The sequence below is a fragment of the Agrococcus sp. TF02-05 genome, from assembly GCF_017565345.1.
Classification (GTDB): Bacteria; Actinomycetota; Actinomycetes; order Actinomycetales; family Microbacteriaceae; genus Agrococcus; species Agrococcus pavilionensis.
Genome location: NZ_JAGEKO010000001.1, coordinates 352,963 through 367,615 on the forward strand (window position 1 = coordinate 352,963; position 14,653 = coordinate 367,615).

Annotated in this window: 14 protein-coding genes, 1 tRNA gene and 1 other RNA gene; 7 read left to right on the forward strand and 9 right to left on the reverse strand. The window is 72.3% G+C overall.

Annotated elements, in window-relative coordinates:
• The first annotated feature begins 21 nt into the window (after positions 1-21).
• Positions 22-1,446 (forward strand): type I glutamate--ammonia ligase, encoded by a 1,425-nt coding sequence (glnA, locus tag JQT67_RS01770; protein WP_208063218.1) that lies wholly within the window; start codon positions 22-24, stop codon positions 1,444-1,446.
• Between the two features lie 75 nt (positions 1,447-1,521).
• On the opposite strand, the gene JQT67_RS01775 is transcribed toward glnA, so the two are convergent.
• The 3 genes from JQT67_RS01775 to JQT67_RS01785 form a co-directional block, all read right to left on the reverse strand.
• A complete protein-coding gene (locus JQT67_RS01775; protein ID WP_208063219.1) occupies positions 1,522-1,725 on the reverse strand; it encodes a zinc-ribbon domain-containing protein in 204 nt (67 codons plus the stop codon).
• A 193-nt stretch (positions 1,726-1,918) separates the two neighbouring features.
• Entirely contained in the window at positions 1,919-4,843 is a 2,925-nt protein-coding gene (locus JQT67_RS01780; protein WP_208063220.1) for a bifunctional [glutamine synthetase] adenylyltransferase/[glutamine synthetase]-adenylyl-L-tyrosine phosphorylase, read from the reverse strand.
• Between the two features lie 3 nt (positions 4,844-4,846).
• A complete protein-coding gene (locus JQT67_RS01785) occupies positions 4,847-6,178 on the reverse strand; it encodes a glutamine synthetase family protein (protein WP_021011736.1) in 1,332 nt (443 codons plus the stop codon).
• A 65-nt stretch (positions 6,179-6,243) separates the two neighbouring features.
• Here JQT67_RS01785 and panB point away from each other — a divergent pair, with 65 nt between their 5' ends.
• A complete protein-coding gene (panB, locus tag JQT67_RS01790; protein ID WP_026373231.1) occupies positions 6,244-7,104 on the forward strand; it encodes a 3-methyl-2-oxobutanoate hydroxymethyltransferase in 861 nt (286 codons plus the stop codon).
• 13 nt (positions 7,105-7,117) lie between these two features.
• Positions 7,118-7,627, forward strand: coding sequence for a DUF1697 domain-containing protein (locus JQT67_RS01795; RefSeq protein WP_208063221.1), 510 nt, complete (start codon positions 7,118-7,120; stop codon positions 7,625-7,627).
• A 15-nt stretch (positions 7,628-7,642) separates the two neighbouring features.
• Here JQT67_RS01795 and JQT67_RS01800 read toward each other — a convergent pair whose 3' ends face one another.
• The gene (locus JQT67_RS01800; RefSeq protein WP_208063222.1) at positions 7,643-7,834 is read right to left on the reverse strand and encodes an SPOR domain-containing protein; all 192 of its coding nucleotides are present in this window, start codon (positions 7,832-7,834) and stop codon (positions 7,643-7,645) included.
• A gap of 76 nt (positions 7,835-7,910) precedes the next feature.
• Here JQT67_RS01800 and map point away from each other — a divergent pair, with 76 nt between their 5' ends.
• The 3 genes from map to JQT67_RS01815 are packed head-to-tail and all read left to right on the forward strand — an operon-like array spanning position 7,911 to position 10,180.
• Positions 7,911-8,780: a type I methionyl aminopeptidase gene (gene map / locus JQT67_RS01805; RefSeq protein ID WP_208063223.1), complete on the forward strand. Its 870-nt coding sequence runs from the start codon at positions 7,911-7,913 to the stop codon at positions 8,778-8,780.
• A gap of 36 nt (positions 8,781-8,816) precedes the next feature.
• Positions 8,817-9,572: a polyphosphate--glucose phosphotransferase gene (gene ppgK / locus JQT67_RS01810; protein WP_374222107.1), complete on the forward strand. Its 756-nt coding sequence runs from the start codon at positions 8,817-8,819 to the stop codon at positions 9,570-9,572.
• A gap of 11 nt (positions 9,573-9,583) precedes the next feature.
• Positions 9,584-10,180, forward strand: a complete 597-nt coding sequence (locus JQT67_RS01815) for a hypothetical protein (RefSeq protein ID WP_208063224.1) — start codon at positions 9,584-9,586, stop codon at positions 10,178-10,180.
• 11 nt (positions 10,181-10,191) lie between these two features.
• On the opposite strand, the gene rnpB is transcribed toward JQT67_RS01815, so the two are convergent.
• From rnpB to JQT67_RS01835, 4 genes are all read right to left on the reverse strand, one after another.
• An RNA gene (gene rnpB / locus JQT67_RS01820) (RNase P RNA component class A) lies at positions 10,192-10,549 on the reverse strand.
• Positions 10,550-10,596: 47 nt separating this feature from the next.
• Positions 10,597-11,697, reverse strand: a complete 1,101-nt coding sequence (locus tag JQT67_RS01825; protein ID WP_208063225.1) for a hypothetical protein — start codon at positions 11,695-11,697, stop codon at positions 10,597-10,599.
• A 36-nt stretch (positions 11,698-11,733) separates the two neighbouring features.
• Positions 11,734-12,474: a zinc ribbon domain-containing protein gene (locus JQT67_RS01830; RefSeq protein ID WP_208063226.1), complete on the reverse strand. Its 741-nt coding sequence runs from the start codon at positions 12,472-12,474 to the stop codon at positions 11,734-11,736.
• Positions 12,465-13,301 (reverse strand): Nif3-like dinuclear metal center hexameric protein, encoded by an 837-nt coding sequence (locus JQT67_RS01835; protein WP_208063227.1) that lies wholly within the window; start codon positions 13,299-13,301, stop codon positions 12,465-12,467. Before JQT67_RS01835 ends, JQT67_RS01830 begins: the two co-directional genes overlap by 10 nt.
• 63 nt (positions 13,302-13,364) lie before the next feature.
• Between JQT67_RS01835 and JQT67_RS01840 the strand changes: the two genes are divergently transcribed.
• Positions 13,365-13,437 (forward strand) — tRNA-Val (locus tag JQT67_RS01840).
• Between the two features lie 661 nt (positions 13,438-14,098).
• On the opposite strand, the gene JQT67_RS01845 is transcribed toward JQT67_RS01840, so the two are convergent.
• Positions 14,099-14,557, reverse strand: a complete 459-nt coding sequence (locus JQT67_RS01845) for a peroxiredoxin (protein ID WP_208063228.1) — start codon at positions 14,555-14,557, stop codon at positions 14,099-14,101.
• Positions 14,558-14,653 lie beyond the last annotated feature (96 nt).

The following is a 14,653-nucleotide window of genomic DNA, read 5'->3' on the forward strand; positions in this document are numbered from 1 at the left end:
AAACGCCAAGTCAGGAGCACCATGTTCAAGGACCCGTCCGAGGCCCTCGCCTTCATCAAGGACGAGGAGGTGAAGTTCCTCGACATCCGGTTCACCGACCTGCCCGGCGTGCAGCAGCACTTCAACATCCCCGCGTCGACGGTGGACGAGGAGTTCTTCTCGGTCGGCCAGCTCTTCGACGGCTCCTCGATCCGCGGCTTCGCGACCATCAACGAGTCCGACATGCAGCTCATCCCTGACGTGTCGACCGCGTACCTCGACCCGTTCCGCGAGCAGAAGACGCTCGTGATGATCTTCGACATCTACAACCCGCGCACGGGCGAGATCTACCACCGCGACCCGCGCCAGGTCGCCCACAAGGCCGAGCAGTACCTCGCCTCGACCGGCATCGCCGACACTGCGTTCTTCGCGCCCGAGGCCGAGTTCTACATCTTCGACGACGTGCGCTACTCGGTCACCCCCAACCAGTCGTTCCACTCGGTCGACTCGGAGGAGGGTGCCTGGAACACCGGGCGCGTCGAGGAGGGCGGCAACCTCGGCTACAAGACGGCCTTCAAGGGCGGCTACTTCCCCGTCTCCCCGGTCGACAAGCAGGCCGACCTGCGCGACGACATCTGCCTCAAGCTCGAGGCGATCGGCCTGCAGGTCGAGCGCAGCCACCACGAGGTCGGCACGGGCGGCCAGGCCGAGATCAACTACCGCTTCAACACGATGGTGAAGGCGGCCGACGAGATCCTCGCCTTCAAGTACATCGTCAAGAACACGGCGCTCGAGTGGGGCAAGACGGCGACGTTCATGCCGAAGCCCCTCTTCGGCGACAACGGCTCGGGCATGCACACGCACCAGTCGCTGTGGCTCGACGGCAAGCCGCTCTTCTTCGACGAGAACGGCTACGGCAACCTCTCCGACACGGCCCGCTGGTACATCGGCGGCCTGCTCGCGCACGCGCCGGCCGTGCTCGCGTTCACGAACCCGTCGATCAACTCCTACCGCCGCCTCGTGAAGGGCTTCGAGGCGCCGGTCAACCTCGTCTACTCGGCGGGCAACCGCTCGGCGGCGATCCGCATCCCGATCACGGGCTCGAACCCGAAGGCGAAGCGCATCGAGTTCCGCGCGCCCGACGCGGCGTCGAACCCGTACCTCGCGTTCGCGGCGCAGATGATGGCGGGCCTCGACGGCATCCGCAACCGCATCGAGCCGATGGACCCGATCGACAAGGACCTCTACGAGCTGCCGCCCGAGGAGGCCAAGGGCATCCCGCAGGTGCCGGGCACGCTCGAGGAGGCGCTCGTCGCGCTCGAGAACGACCACGAGTTCCTGCTCGAGGGCAACGTCTTCACGAAGGACCTCATCGACACGTGGATCTCGCTCAAGCGCGAGACCGAGATCCTGCCGATGGCCCTGCGCCCGCACCCGTACGAGTTCGAGCTCTACTACGGCGTCTGACGCACCCAGCTCGAGAGCCGGTCACCCGCGGGTGGCCGGCTCTCGGCGTTCACGGGCGGATGCGTTCGGTCGCGCTCAGGCGGGGACGGCGTAGCCGCAGATGGGGCACGCCTCGAACTCGCGCTTGCCCCAGCGCGCGATCGGGATGAAGAAGAGGGTGAAGCGCTTCGACTCGCGGATGCGACGCCACACCGCGGTGTTGCCGCAGTTGACGCACGTGCGGGTGAGCCCGGGCCCGAGCTCCTCCTGCTTGGGGCCGAAGCCGAAGATGAAGAACATCGCGCCAGCGTAGGGAGGGAGCCTGCGAGCTTCCCTGGCCACCGGTCGCCTTGGGTGGCACCGAATCGTCGCCTGGCTCCGACACGAGCGACGAATCGGTACCACCCCGCCGAGTGACACGCTCGGGGAGGTACCGGATGGTCGCCTCGGCTCGCGCCAGGCGACCAATCCGCACCACCCGCGAGAGCGCCGGTCAGGCGTCGTAGAAGAGGCGGTCGAAGACTCGGCGCGAGCGGCGCGTGACGGCGAGGTAGTGCTCCTCGAGCGCGAGCGCCGAGTGCGCGGGCATGCCGATGAGCCGCGCGACCGCCTCGAGCTCGGTGCGCTCGTTGGGCAGCACGTCGATCGTGCGCGCGCGAGCGAGCGCGAGCCCGTTGCGGAGGCGCGTCGCGAGGGCCCACGCCTCGCGGAGGATCTCCGCGTCGCGCTCGCCGATGAGGTCGGCGCGCGCGGCGGCGGCGAGCGCCTCGAGCGTCGAGGGCGTGCGCAGGCTCGGCTCGCGACCCGCGTGCTGCAGCTGCAGCAGCTGCACGAGCCACTCGACGTCGCTCAGCGCGCCGTCGCCGAGCTTGAGGTGGCGCCGCCGGTCGGCGCCCTTCGGCAGCCGCTCCGACTCGACGCGCGCCTTGATGCGCCGCACCTCCCGCGCGGCCGACGCCGGCAGCTCCGCCGGATACCGGCGCTCGTCGACGATGGCCATGAGCTCGTCCGCGAGCTCGGCGTCGCCCGCGAACGGCCGCGCACGCAGGAGCGCCTGCGCCTCCCACGGCTCCGACCAGCGCTCGTAGTAGGCGCGGTAGCTCTCGAGGGTGCGCACGATCGGACCCTGGCGTCCCTCGGGCCGGAGCGCCGCATCCAGCTCGAACGGCAGCGTCGGGTCGGCGAGCGTCTCCTGCACCTTGCGGATGACGGTCGTCGCGACCGCGATCGGGTCGCCCTCGCCGGCCGCGACGTGCATGACGTCGATGTCGCTGCCGAAGCCGATCTCGCGACCGCCCGTGCGGCCGAGCGTGATCGTCGCGAGCCGGAGCCCCTCGGGCGTGTGGAGCTCGAGCGCCGCGTCGACGAGCGCCGCCGCGATCGCGGTGAGCGCGACGCCGACGGTCGACTCGTCGATGCGCTGGAGCGCGCTCGCCATCGCGACGCGCAGGTGCTCGCGGCGGCGGAGGGATCGCAGCGCGCTCCGCACGGCATCGGGGTCGCCGCGGTGCCGGCCCAGCACGGCGGCCGCCTCCTCGCGCAGCGACTCCTCGGAGCGCGGCCGCAGCTGCTCGTCGCCGTCGAGCCACGACGCGGCCTCGGGGATGCGCTCCATGAGGGAGCCGATGAGGCGCGACGACGAGAGCAGCCGCGTGAGCCGGCGCGCGGCGACCGGTGAGTCGCGCAGCATGCGGAGGAACCACGGGCTCTCGCCGAGCGCCTCGCTCAGCCGCCGGAACGCGAGCAGCCCCATGTCGGGGTCGACGCCCTCAGCGAACCAGCCGAGCAGCACCGGCAGCAGCAGCCGCTGGATCTGCGCGCGGCGCGTCACGCCGCCCGTGAGCTCGGCGATGTGGCCGAGCGCGCCTCGCGCGTCGGCGTAGCCGGACGCCTCGAGCCGCTTCGCCGCGTGCTCGGGCGTGAGCCGCACGTCGTCGTGGCCGAGCGAGGCGACGGCGCCGAGCAGCGGGCGGTAGAAGAGCCGCTCGTGCAGCGACCGCACCGCGCGCCGCACCGCTTGCCAGCGCTCGGTGAGGGTCGCGGCATCCGGCAGCCCTGCCGAGCGCGCGAGCCGCCGCAGCTCGTCGGGATCGACCGGCATGAGGTGGGTGCGGCGCATGCGCCAGAACTGGATGCGGTGCTCGAGCACGCGCAGGAACCGATAGTGGTCGCTGAACTCGTCCCGGTCAGCGCGGCCGATGATGCCGAGCTCGGCGAGCGCGTCGAGCGCTTCGAGCGTGCCGCGCTGCCGCACCGACTCGTCGTCGGCGCCGTGCACGAGCTGCAGCAGCTGCACCGTGAACTCGATGTCGCGCAGGCCCCCCGGCCCGAGCTTCAGCTGCCGCGCCACCTCGTCGGCCGGGATGTGCTCGCTCACCCGCTCGCGCATCCGCTGCACCGACTCGACGAAGCCCTCGCGGCTCGACGACTCCCACACCTTCGAGCGCACAGCGGCCTCGTAGGCCGCGCCGAGCTCGGCGTCGCCCGCGACGGCGCGCGCCTTGAGCAGCGCCTGGAACTCCCACGACTTCGCCCAGCGCTCGTAGTAGGCGACGTGCGAGGCGAGCGTTCGCGTGAGCGCGCCGTCCTTGCCCTCGGGCCGCAGGTTCGCGTCGACCTCCCACAGCGGCGGTGCCTTCTGGAACTGCGCGCACGCCGCGGTCGTCTCGCGCGCGAGCAGCGTCGCGATCTGGGTCGCCCGCGGGTCGTCGACGCCGTCGGCCTCGTGCACCCAGATGACGTCGACGTCGCTCAGGTAGTTGAGCTCGCGCGCGCCCGTCTTCCCCATCGCGATGACCGCGAGCCGCACGCGGTCGGCGTCCTCGCCGTAGCGCTCGCGCGCGGCGGCGCGGGCGATCGCGAGGCCTGCCTCGAGCGCGGCGGCGGCGAGGTCGGCGAGCGCGGCCGAGACGACGTCGACCGAGGCGCTCGGGTCGTCGAGGCCGAGGTCCCACGCGACGAGCTCGGTGAGGTGGCGGCGGTATCGGCCGCGCATCGCGGCGATCGCCTCGTCCCTGGGCTTCCTCGCCACGCCGGCGGATGCGTCGACCGACTCGAGCAGGCTGTCGACGTAGCGCTCGGCGGGCGCGGGCGGCAGCGGCCGGGCGGCGACGTCGAGGTCCTCGGCGTGCCGCTCGAGGTGTTCGGCGATGCCCATCGAGCCGCCGAGCACCCGCAGGAGCGACTCGCGCGAGCCCGCGTCGGCGAGCGCCTCGTCGAGCGAGACGCCGGCGCGCTCGAGCCGCACGGCCGACTCGAGGGCCGTGTCGGGGTCGGCGGCGCGCGCCGCGGCCTCGACGAGGGCCGTCCTGCCCGTGCCCCGCCACGCATCCGGGAGCTCCTCGAGGCACGCCGCGGCGCGGCTCGGCTCGCGGAACCCGAGCTGCGCCAGTCGAGCGCGCGGCGACGGGATGCGCATGGGCTAGAGCGAGAGCAGGTTCGACTCGAGCTCGACGCGCGTCACCTGGGCGCGGTAGCGCTGCCAGTCCTCGCGCTTGTTGCGCAGGAAGTACTCGAAGACCTGCTCGCCGAGCGTCTCGGCGACGAGCTCCGACTCCTCCATGTGCTGCAGCGCCCGGTCGAGGCTCGCCGGCAGCGGCGTGAAGCCGAGCGCGCGGCGCTCGCGGTCGGAGAGCGCCCAGACGTCGTCGGTCGCCTCCTCGGGCAGCTCGTAGCCCTCCTCGATGCCCTTGAGCCCCGCCGCGAGCAGCACCGAGAAGGCGAGGTAGGGGTTGGCGGCCGAGTCGAGCCCGCGGTACTCGACGCGCGCCGACTGCGCCTTGTTGGGCTTCGAGAGCGGCACGCGCACGAGCGCGGAGCGGTTGTTGTGGCCCCACGAGACGTAGCTCGGCGCCTCGTCGCCCGACCACATGCGCTTGTAGGAGTTGACGAACTGGTTCGTCACCGCGGTGAACTCGGGCGCGTGGTGCAGCAGGCCCGCGACGAACTGCCGGCCGACCTTCGAGAGCTGGTACTGCCCCGCGGGGTCGTGGAACGCGTTCCGCTCCCCCTCGAACAGCGACATGTGGGTGTGCATGCCGCTGCCGGGCTGCCCCTCGAAGGGCTTCGGCATGAACGTCGCGTAGACGCCCTCCTGGATCGCGACCTCCTTCACGACGGTGCGGAAGGTCATGATGTTGTCGGCGGTCGAGAGCGCGTCGGCGTAGCGCAGGTCGATCTCGTTCTGGCCGGGGCCCGCCTCGTGGTGGCTGAACTCGACCGAGATGCCGATGTCCTCGAGCATGCGCACGCTCGCCCGGCGGAAGTCGTGCGCGGTGCCGCCCGGCACGTTGTCGAAGTAGCCGGCGCGGTCGACGGGCTCGGGGTGGTGCACGTCGGCGGACTTCAGCAGGTAGAACTCGCACTCCGGATGCGTGTAGAAGCTGAACCCGAGGTCGGCCGCCTTCGCGAGCGTCCGCTTGAGCACGTGCCGCGGGTCGGCGGCCGCGGGCTGCCCGTCGGGCGTCGCGATGTCGCAGAACATGCGCGCGGTCGGGTCGATCTCGCCTCGCCACGGCAGCACCTGGAACGTCGACGGGTCGGCCTTCGCGATCACGTCGGCCTCGGAGGAGCGCGAGAGCCCCTCGATCGACGAGCCGTCGATGCCGAGCCCCTCGGTGAAGGCGCCCTCGACCTCGGCGGGCGCGATCGCCACCGACTTCAGCGTGCCGAGCACGTCCGTGAACCACAGCCGCACGAACTTGACGCCGCGCTCCTCGATCGTCCGGAGCACGAAGTCCCGCTGCTTGTCCATCCGAGTCCCTCCTGAAGGCCTGCCCTCAGGCTAGTGGGCGCGCGGCTGTCGATAGGCTCGGCCGCATGGCATTCAGCGAGAGCGCGCAGGAGCCCGCAGCGCCCTACGGCGGCGCGGCGTCGAGCCCCAAGCGCGTCAGGATCCGGCACTTCCAGCAGGCGAAGCGCGACGGGGTGAAGATCGTCGGGCTCACGAGCTACGACTACCTCTCCGCCGGCATCTTCGACCGCGCTGGCATCGACTTCCTGCTCGTGGGCGACTCGGCGGGCAACACCGTCTTCGGCTACGACACGACGCTCCCGGTGACGGTCGACGAGCTCATCCCCCTCACCCGCGCCGTCGCGCGCGGCGCGAAGCGGGCGCTCGTCGTCGCCGACCTGCCCTTCGGCTCCTACGAGACGAACCCGCGCGAGGCGGTGCACACCGCGATCCGCTTCATGAAGGAGACGGGCGCGCACGCCGTGAAGCTCGAGGGCGGCGAGCGCTCGGCCGAGCAGATCCGCCACATCGTGGAGGCCGGCATCCCCGTCATGGCGCACGTCGGCTTCACCCCGCAAGCCGAGCACGGGCTCGGCGGCCACGTCATCCAGGGCCGCGGTGAGGAGGGCGCCGAGAAGCTGCTGCGCGACGCGAAGGCCGTCGAGGCGGCCGGCGCGTTCGCGGTCGTGCTCGAGATGGTGCCGTCGGAGTCGGCGCGCGCGGTGACCGAGGCGCTCACGATCCCGACGATCTCGGTCGGCGCGGGCCCGCACTGCGACGGGCAGCTGCTCGTCTGGACCGATTGGGCGGGCTTCACGACCGGGCGCATCCCGCGCTTCGTCAAGCAGTACGCGCAGATCGGCAAGGACCTCGAGGACGCCGCGAACGCCTTCCGCGAGGATGTCTCCTCGGGCGCCTACCCGGCCCCCGAGCACGAGTACGAGTAGCCGGGGCGGCACCGTGCGCATCGCCCTGCTCCTCCGCGGCGTGAACGTCGGCGGCGTCACCGTGCGCTCGGCCGACCTCAAGGCGCTGCTCGAGGACGCGGGGCTCGACGACGTCGTGACGGTGCTCGCGAGCGGCAACGCCGTCGTGACGGCGACGGATGCGTCGGGCGCGGCGCGGGGGGCGGAGGCCGCGCTCGAGGCGCGGTACGGCAGGCGCATCCGGGTGCTCGGCATCGCGATCGACGACCTCGAGCGCATCATCGCCGACTACCCGCACGGCGAGGACGACGACCGCACGCCCTACGTCGTGTTCGAGCTCGAGCCGGGGATCGCGGCGGAGCTCGCCGCGCTCGAGCCGGGCGAGGGCGAGACGATCGCCGCGGGCGACGCGGTCGTCCACTGGTCGAACCCGAAGGGCACGACGCTCTCGAGCCCGTTCGGCAAGGCGCTCGAGCGGCAGGCGAAGGATCGCGTCACGACCCGCAACCTGCGCACGCTGCGCCGCATCGTCGCGGTCGCCTGACGCTGCGCGGCCCGGTCAGCGGGAGTTGCCGCCCCAGTCGTCCTCTGCGGCCTCCTCAGCCGCCCACTTCCGCGAGCGCTCCTTGATGATCTCGGGGGCGCGTGCCGCCTCCTCGCGAGTGGCGAAGGGGCCAGCGCGGTCGTAGCCGGGCGAGACCATGCCCTCCTCGACGACGCCGGTCTCCAGGTTGTACCAGTACTCGGTCATGCGCGCCTCCTCGGGATCCGCCGCGGGTCGGTCTGCCTCGGCCGTCTGCCTCGGCCGTCTGCCTAGGATGGAGCCTATGCCGAAGGACGTGAGAGGTCACCTGATCCCCGGTCGCATCTCTCCCCAGAGGCCCGTGGACGCATCCATCGCCCGCCCGGAGTACGTCGGCAAGCCGCGCCCGGCGAAGCACGTGGGCGGTGACGTCTACGACGAGGCGACGATCGACCGCATCCGCGCCGCCGGCACGATCGCCGCCGACGCGATCGCCGCCGTCGGCGCGGCCGTGCGCCCAGGCATCACGACCGACGAGCTCGACCGCATCGGCCACGACTTCGTGACGAGCCACGGCGCCTACCCCTCGACGCTCGGCTACCGCGGCTTCTCGAAATCGGTGTGCTCGAGCGTCAACGAGGTCGTCTGCCACGGCATCCCCGACGACACGGTGCTCGAGGCCGGCGACATCGTCAACATCGACATCACGGCGTTCAAGGACGGCGTGCACGGCGACTCGAACCGCACCTTCATCGTCGGGCAGGCGGGCGACGAGGTGACGCAGCTCGTCGAGCGCACCGAGGAGGCGCTGCGCCGCGCGATCAGGGTCGCGCTGCCGGGCCGCCGCGTCAACGTCATCGGCCGCACGATCGAGCAGTACGCGAAGCGCTTCGGCTACGGCGTCGTGCGCGACTTCACCGGCCACGGCGTCGGCACGTCGTTCCACTCGGGGCTCATCATCCCCCACTACGACACCGAGCAGTACGACACCGAGATGGTGCCCGGCATGGTCTTCACGATCGAGCCGATGCTCACCCTCGGCACGCACGAGTGGGACGGCTGGGACGACGGCTGGACGATCGTCACGCGCGATCGCTCCATCACCGCCCAGTTCGAGCACACGATCGTCGTGCGCGAGGGCGGCGCCGAGATCCTCACGCTGCCCTCGGCCTGACGGCCAGGGGCGGGAACCGTGGCAGGATCGTCGATCGTGGTGAAGTCCAAGCACAAGGCAGTCGGCGTCGACATCGGCGGCACCGGCGTGAAGGCGGCGCTCGTCGACGTGCGCACCGGCGAGCTGCTGAGCGATCGCGTGAAGGTGCCGACCCCCGCGGGCGGCGAGCCCGACGCGATCCGCGACGCGGTCGTGGGCCTCGTCGGGATGCTCGAGATCGACGACGAGACCCCCATCGGCGTCACCTTCCCGGCGATCGTGCGGCACGGCCGCACGATGAGCGCCGCGAACGTCTCGAAGTCGTGGATCGGGCTCGAGGCCGAGCAGCTGTTCGAGCGCGCGCTCGGACGCGACATCCACTTCGTCAACGACGCGGATGCGGCGGGCTTCGCCGAGGACCACTACGGAGCGGCGAAGGATGCGTCGGGGCTCGTCATCCTGACGACGCTCGGCACGGGCATCGGCGGCGCCCTCATCTACAACGGCACCCTCATCCCCAACGCCGAGCTCGGCCACCTCGAGCTCGACGGCGTCGGCGCCGAGACGCGCGCGTCGAACAAGGCGCGTGAGCGCGAGGAGCTGAGCTGGGAGGACTGGGCGGCACGGCTGCAGCGCTACTACAGCCACCTCGAGTTCCTCTTCTCCCCCGACCTCTTCGTCGTCGGCGGCGGGGTCTCGAAGTCGTCGGAGAAGTTCCTGCCGCTGCTGCGGCTCGAGACGCCGATCGTGCCTGCGGCGCTCCGCAACAACGCGGGGATCATCGGCGCCGCCGCGCTCGCGCGCGGCGTGTGAGCGAGCGCCGCGTGAGCGAGCGGCGGGAGCGGCCCGGTCGCGAGCCTCGCGCCCGGCATCGCAAGCACGCCGACGAGCGCCGCCGCGCGCAGCCGCGCACCGAGTGGCGGATGTTCCGCCGCGCCCCGTGGGGACCGGCGAGGGTCGAGCTCGACGGCGCCCGGGTGCGCGCGAGCGTCGGCGACGCGGTCGTCGAGCTCGACCGCACGGATCGCCGGAACCTCGCGGCGCAGCGCGCGGAGCCGTGGCGGCGGCCGGAGGCCGACGGCGTGCCGGTGCTGCTCGGCGGTGAGCGCGTGGCCACGCTCGTGGACGAGCACGATCGCGGGGGCATCCTGCGCCACGCGTCGATGCGCGTGACGGGTGACGCGGCGCTCGTCGGCACCGGGCTCGAGCTGCGCTACCGGGTGCTGCCGTTCGCGCTGACGCTGCGCTCGGAGCGCGGCGTCCTCGTGGCGACGCGCCCGTGGTTCGCGCCGCTGAACGCGCTCGTGAGCGAGTACTCGCTCGTGCGCGACCACGACCTCGTGCCGCCGAGGGTCTCGCGCGAGGCGAGCGACGCGCACATCGCGCTCTGGCTCGCGGTGCGATGGAGCCTCATCGCCTGACAGCCGTGGGGTGAACCGGCCGGCCGATACGCCGGGTTCTGTCGTGGACGGTCATCTCTCTCGGGGATGCATTGCTGCAGCCCTCCAGCGACCTACCCGCGGACGGGACGAGCAGCCCCATGGTCCGCTGTCTGGTCTTGCTCCGGGCGAGGTTTGCCTAGCCGCCGCGCTCGCACGCGACGCTGGTGGGCTCTTGCCCCACCGTTTCACTCCTGGCCGATCGGTCGCCCGACCGGTGGACCTGCTCTCTGTTGCACTTTCTCGCGGGTTGCCCCGGGTGGACGTTATCCACCGCCCTGCTCTGCGGAGCCCGGACGTTCCTCGGCGCCGCTCCCGAGGGAGCGGCGACGCGACCGCCTGGCCGACCGGTTCACGCCCTCAGGGTACCGCTCGAGCCGACCAGAAGCATCCGCTCGTCACCGCTCGAGCGCCTTGCGGTAGTAGGCGGTCGCGTGCAGCGGCCGGCCGCCGAAGCGCGTGAACTGCCGCACCGAGCCGGGGTTCATCCGGCCGACGAGCGTCGAGCGCAGCGTCGTGCAGCCGAGCTCGGCGAGGTTCGCGTGCAGCCGCCGGCTGAGCAGCGTCACGATGCCCTTGCCCTGCGCGTGCGGCCGCGCCCCCTGCATGACGAGCACGGCCTCGCGCCGCAGCGCGCCGCGGCGGGCGACGAGCTCCCAGCGCTCGCGCATGCCGAGCCTGCCGCCCGAGCGCTGCAGCACGCGCGAGGGGTCGAGCACCGCGAGCACGAACGCGACCGGCTCCTCCTGCTCGTCGCGCGCGATGAGGAAGAGCCCCTCCTCGTGCAGCCACCACAGCCCATCGGTCTGCGCGCGCAGCTCCTCGCGCGAGTAGGGCGTGAAGGTCGGCAGCAGCGCGAACGAGTCGTTGAGCAGCGGCAGGAGCGCCCGCAGGCCACGGCCGAGGCCGAAGCGCGTGACCTCGTCGATGCGGATGCCGGCGCGATCGAGCTCCGCCTCGGTCGGCCCGTCGTCGTCGACGACCTCGACGATCCACGTGTCGGCCTCGTACCAGCGCTCGAAGCCGCGCGCCTCGAGCGCGTCGGGGAGCCACGGCGGGTTCCACGCCGAGTCGAGGAAGCCGCGCTCCTCGAAGCCGCCCGTGATGACCCCGCCCGCCTGGTTCGGCAGCAGCTGCGCGGGGCCGAAGAGCTCGGTCGCACCGGCACCGGCGGCGCGTGCCTCGAACTCGTCGACCAGGGCGTCGACGACGGTCGCATCGGGCGCGACGAGCGCGCCGAAGACGAGCGCGCGCGTGCTGAGCCGGGCGTCGAGCCGGTCGTCGCGATGCACGACGGCGCGGCCGACGGCCTCATGGCCGCGGCGCGCGACGAGCAGCGTGATGGGGTGCGGATGCGGGTGCCAGCCCTTGAACCAGCTGCGCACCGTGCGCTCGGGCAGGGGCACCGCGAGCCCGCCGTGGGTGTCGTGCCCGAGGCGCAGGAAGGCATCCAGGCCCGCCTCGTCGGCGACCTGCTCGACGCGGAGGCCGCTGCCCATGCCCCGCATCGTACGGGGACGGACGAGCGGCTCGCGCTAGATGCCGCTCTCCTCCGTGCGCACGAGGATCGCGGAGGAGTTGGGGTCGAGCAGCACGTCGTCGTCGGCAGCCGACTGGATCGTGTAGAGCTCGGCGGCCGTGAGCTCGACGCCCGAGGCGACCGAGGTGCGCCGCTGCAGGAGCGTCGCGCCGATCCCGTAGCGGGCCCGTTGCCGCTCGTAGAGCGCGAGCAGCTCGGGCGAGATGACGGCGGTGCGCTGCTCGCGCTCGGCTCGGGCCTCCTCGAGCTCGCGCTCGATGCCGGCGGCCTCGGCCGCGCGCTCGGCGTCGACGCGATCGCGCTCGGCGCGAGCCTCGCCCGCGGCTGCGCGAGCCTCCTCGAGCGCCGCTGCGGCATCCTCCTGCGCCTGCATGGCCTCGAGCTCGAGGTCCTCGAGCTCGCTGCGCCGGCGCTCGAGCGTCACGATCTCGTGCTCGGTCGCGGTCGCGACCTTCGCGTCGGTGATCGACGGCAGCCGATCGCGGTTGCGCTGGAGCCGCGCCTCGACGACCTTGACGTCGCTCTCGGTGCGGGCGACCTCGGCGGCCGCGTCGTCGTGCGCGCCGAGGCGCTCGAGCACCTCGCGGTCGAGCTCCGCGAGCCGCGCGTCGAGCTCGGCGATGCGCTTGGCCTGCGGCAGCGCCTTCGCCTTCGCGGTCAGCCGCACGATGCGGGTGTCGACGTCCTGCAGCTCGAGCAGCCGGCGCTGCTCGTGGTTCGAGGCCTTCAGTGCCATGCGTGCTCCTCCTGGGGGACGGCGAAGTCCCATGGGTCGGTCCTGATCTCGCTCACCTCGACGGCGACGCCCGGCAGGGCGGCGCGCAGCTGCTCGGCCGCGGGTCGCAGCCACAGCGATTCGCTCGCCCAGTGCGAGACGTCGATGAGCGCCGGCCCCTCGCCCGCGACGTGCCGCTCGCGCGCGTCGGAGGCCGGGTGGTGGCGCAGGTCGCTCGTGATGTAGACGTCGGCGCCGAGCACCGCGGCCTCGCGCAGCAGCGAGTCGCCCGCGCCGCCGCAGATCGCGACGCGGCGCACCGAGCGCTCGGGATCGCCCGCGACGCGCACGCCGCCGGCGACGGCGGGCAGCAGCCCGGCGATCGTGCGGGCGAGGCCCGAGAGCGCGACGGGCTCGGGCATGTCGCCCACGCGGCCGAGCCCCTTCGCGTCGTCGACGCGGTTCACGACGATGGGCTCGGCGCCTTCGAGGCGCAGCATCGAGGCGAGCTCGCCGCTCGTGCCGCGATCGACGGCGTCGGCGTTCGTGTGCGCGGCGAGCAGCGCGACGCGCTCGCGCACGAGCCGCGTGATGACGCGGCCGGCAGGGGTCGTCGCGGCGACGCTCGAGACGCCGCGCAGCAGCAGCGGGTGGTGCACGAGCAGCAGGTCGGCACCGCGCTCGACGGCCTCGGCGGCGGTCGCCTCGATCGCGTCGACGGCGAGCAGGATGCGCTCCACCCCGTCGGCGGGATCGCCCGCGACGAGCCCGACGGCGTCCCAGTCCTCGGCGGTCGCGGCGGGCCAGAGCGCCTCGACGGCGCGCTGCACATCCGCCACGGTCGTCATGGCCCCATCCTAGGGAAGCGGTGCGGCGTCGGACGCCGACCGGGACGGTGCGATGATGGTCGAGGGCGGTTGGCGCAGCTGGTAGCGCACTTCGCTTACACCGAAGGGGTCGCCGGTTCGAGCCCGGCACCGCCCACGCTGCTGCTCGCGCGACGGTGACGACGACGTCCTGCGAGTCCGGTGCGCAGTGCCCGCCGTATCAGGACGACGTCACAGTGTTTCTCCTTTGACGAGCCCCTTGCGTCGTCGCCCATCCGAGTGAACGCCTCCGGAAAGCCTTCGTTGACTCGCGGAGCTCCACGGTTCAGCGGACATCGTCTTCTATCGCGGCACGTCGGTCGTGCAACAGCGGATCAACGACCTAAGCGGTTTCATAGAGCACTACACCGGCTATCGCAGCACGTCGTGGCGAGTCACGACCACGGGAAGCATCTCAGGCGTCTGGGACGGCTGCGCAGCCGACCCTGCGAGGGTCGCTCCATGACAGGTCCAGACTGGCACCCCATCTTCGAAGCGGCCCTGGCCAACGCTGTGATACCCCCGGTTCGGACCGGCTCGAGGCTTGAGCGGCACGAGCGGGTCGCGAACGTGCTCAGATCGCTCGACATCGATGCCACCGCCCACGAGGCGGGCGTTCGATTCGGGTCAGCCACAACGGAAGAGCAACAGGCGCTGATCTTTGCTGCCCTCGCCCTAGCGGAACGTCGCTTCCCCGCGTAGACCTTGTCCGAGGCAATAGCGCGGGCGCAGGCTCACGTGCAAGTCCAATTCTCGGCCGCCGAGCCGCTTCCGCGGGGTCAGGCGACCTTCGCGAGCGCCTCGCGGTACGCGTCGAGGTCGCGCGACTCCGAGGTCGCGACGCGGAAGTGGTCGGCGATGCGGCCCTCGCGGTCGATGACGTAGGTCGCGCGCGTCGCGACGCCGCGCTCGGGCAGGAACGCGTCGTAGGCCTGCGCGACCGCGCCGTGCGGCCAGAAGTCGCTCAGCAGCCGGAAGGAGAAGCCCTCCTGCTCGGCGAAGACGCCGAGCGACGCTGCCGTGTCGACCGAGATCGCGAGCACCTCCGCCTCCGAGCCCTCGAAGTCGCCGATCTCGTCGCGGATCGAGCACAGCTCGCCCGTGCACCGCCCGGTGAACGCCGCCGGGTAGAAGACGAGCACGACCGGGCGGCCGCGGAGCTCCGAGAGGGTCACCGCTTCCCCCGTGTGATCCGTGAGCGTGAAGTCGGGCGCCTCGTCGCCGATCTGCAGTGCCATGCGGGCCTCCTCAGGTCTCCTCGCGCATCCGCTCGACCATCGTGCCAGAGCGCTCTCGCGCGCGCCCGCCCGGGACCGCCCGGTGGATAGAGTGGG

What these genes read in the sequence shown, in the direction of transcription:
- glnA (WP_208063218.1), top strand. Translation starts at nt 22, where the DNA reads ATGTTCAAGGACCCGTCCGAGGCCCTCGCCTTCATCAAGGACGAGGAG.
- JQT67_RS01775 (WP_208063219.1), bottom strand. Translation starts at nt 1,725, where the DNA reads ATGTTCTTCATCTTCGGCTTCGGCCCCAAGCAGGAGGAGCTCGGGCCC.
- JQT67_RS01780 (WP_208063220.1), bottom strand. Translation starts at nt 4,843, where the DNA reads ATGCGCATCCCGTCGCCGCGCGCTCGACTGGCGCAGCTCGGGTTCCGC.
- JQT67_RS01785 (WP_021011736.1), bottom strand. Translation starts at nt 6,178, where the DNA reads ATGGACAAGCAGCGGGACTTCGTGCTCCGGACGATCGAGGAGCGCGGC.
- panB (WP_026373231.1), top strand. Translation starts at nt 6,244, where the DNA reads ATGGCATTCAGCGAGAGCGCGCAGGAGCCCGCAGCGCCCTACGGCGGC.
- JQT67_RS01800 (WP_208063222.1), bottom strand. Translation starts at nt 7,834, where the DNA reads ATGACCGAGTACTGGTACAACCTGGAGACCGGCGTCGTCGAGGAGGGC.
- map (WP_208063223.1), top strand. Translation starts at nt 7,911, where the DNA reads ATGCCGAAGGACGTGAGAGGTCACCTGATCCCCGGTCGCATCTCTCCC.
- JQT67_RS01825 (WP_208063225.1), bottom strand. Translation starts at nt 11,697, where the DNA reads ATGGGCAGCGGCCTCCGCGTCGAGCAGGTCGCCGACGAGGCGGGCCTG.
- JQT67_RS01830 (WP_208063226.1), bottom strand. Translation starts at nt 12,474, where the DNA reads ATGGCACTGAAGGCCTCGAACCACGAGCAGCGCCGGCTGCTCGAGCTG.
- JQT67_RS01835 (WP_208063227.1), bottom strand. Translation starts at nt 13,301, where the DNA reads ATGACGACCGTGGCGGATGTGCAGCGCGCCGTCGAGGCGCTCTGGCCC.
- JQT67_RS01845 (WP_208063228.1), bottom strand. Translation starts at nt 14,557, where the DNA reads ATGGCACTGCAGATCGGCGACGAGGCGCCCGACTTCACGCTCACGGAT.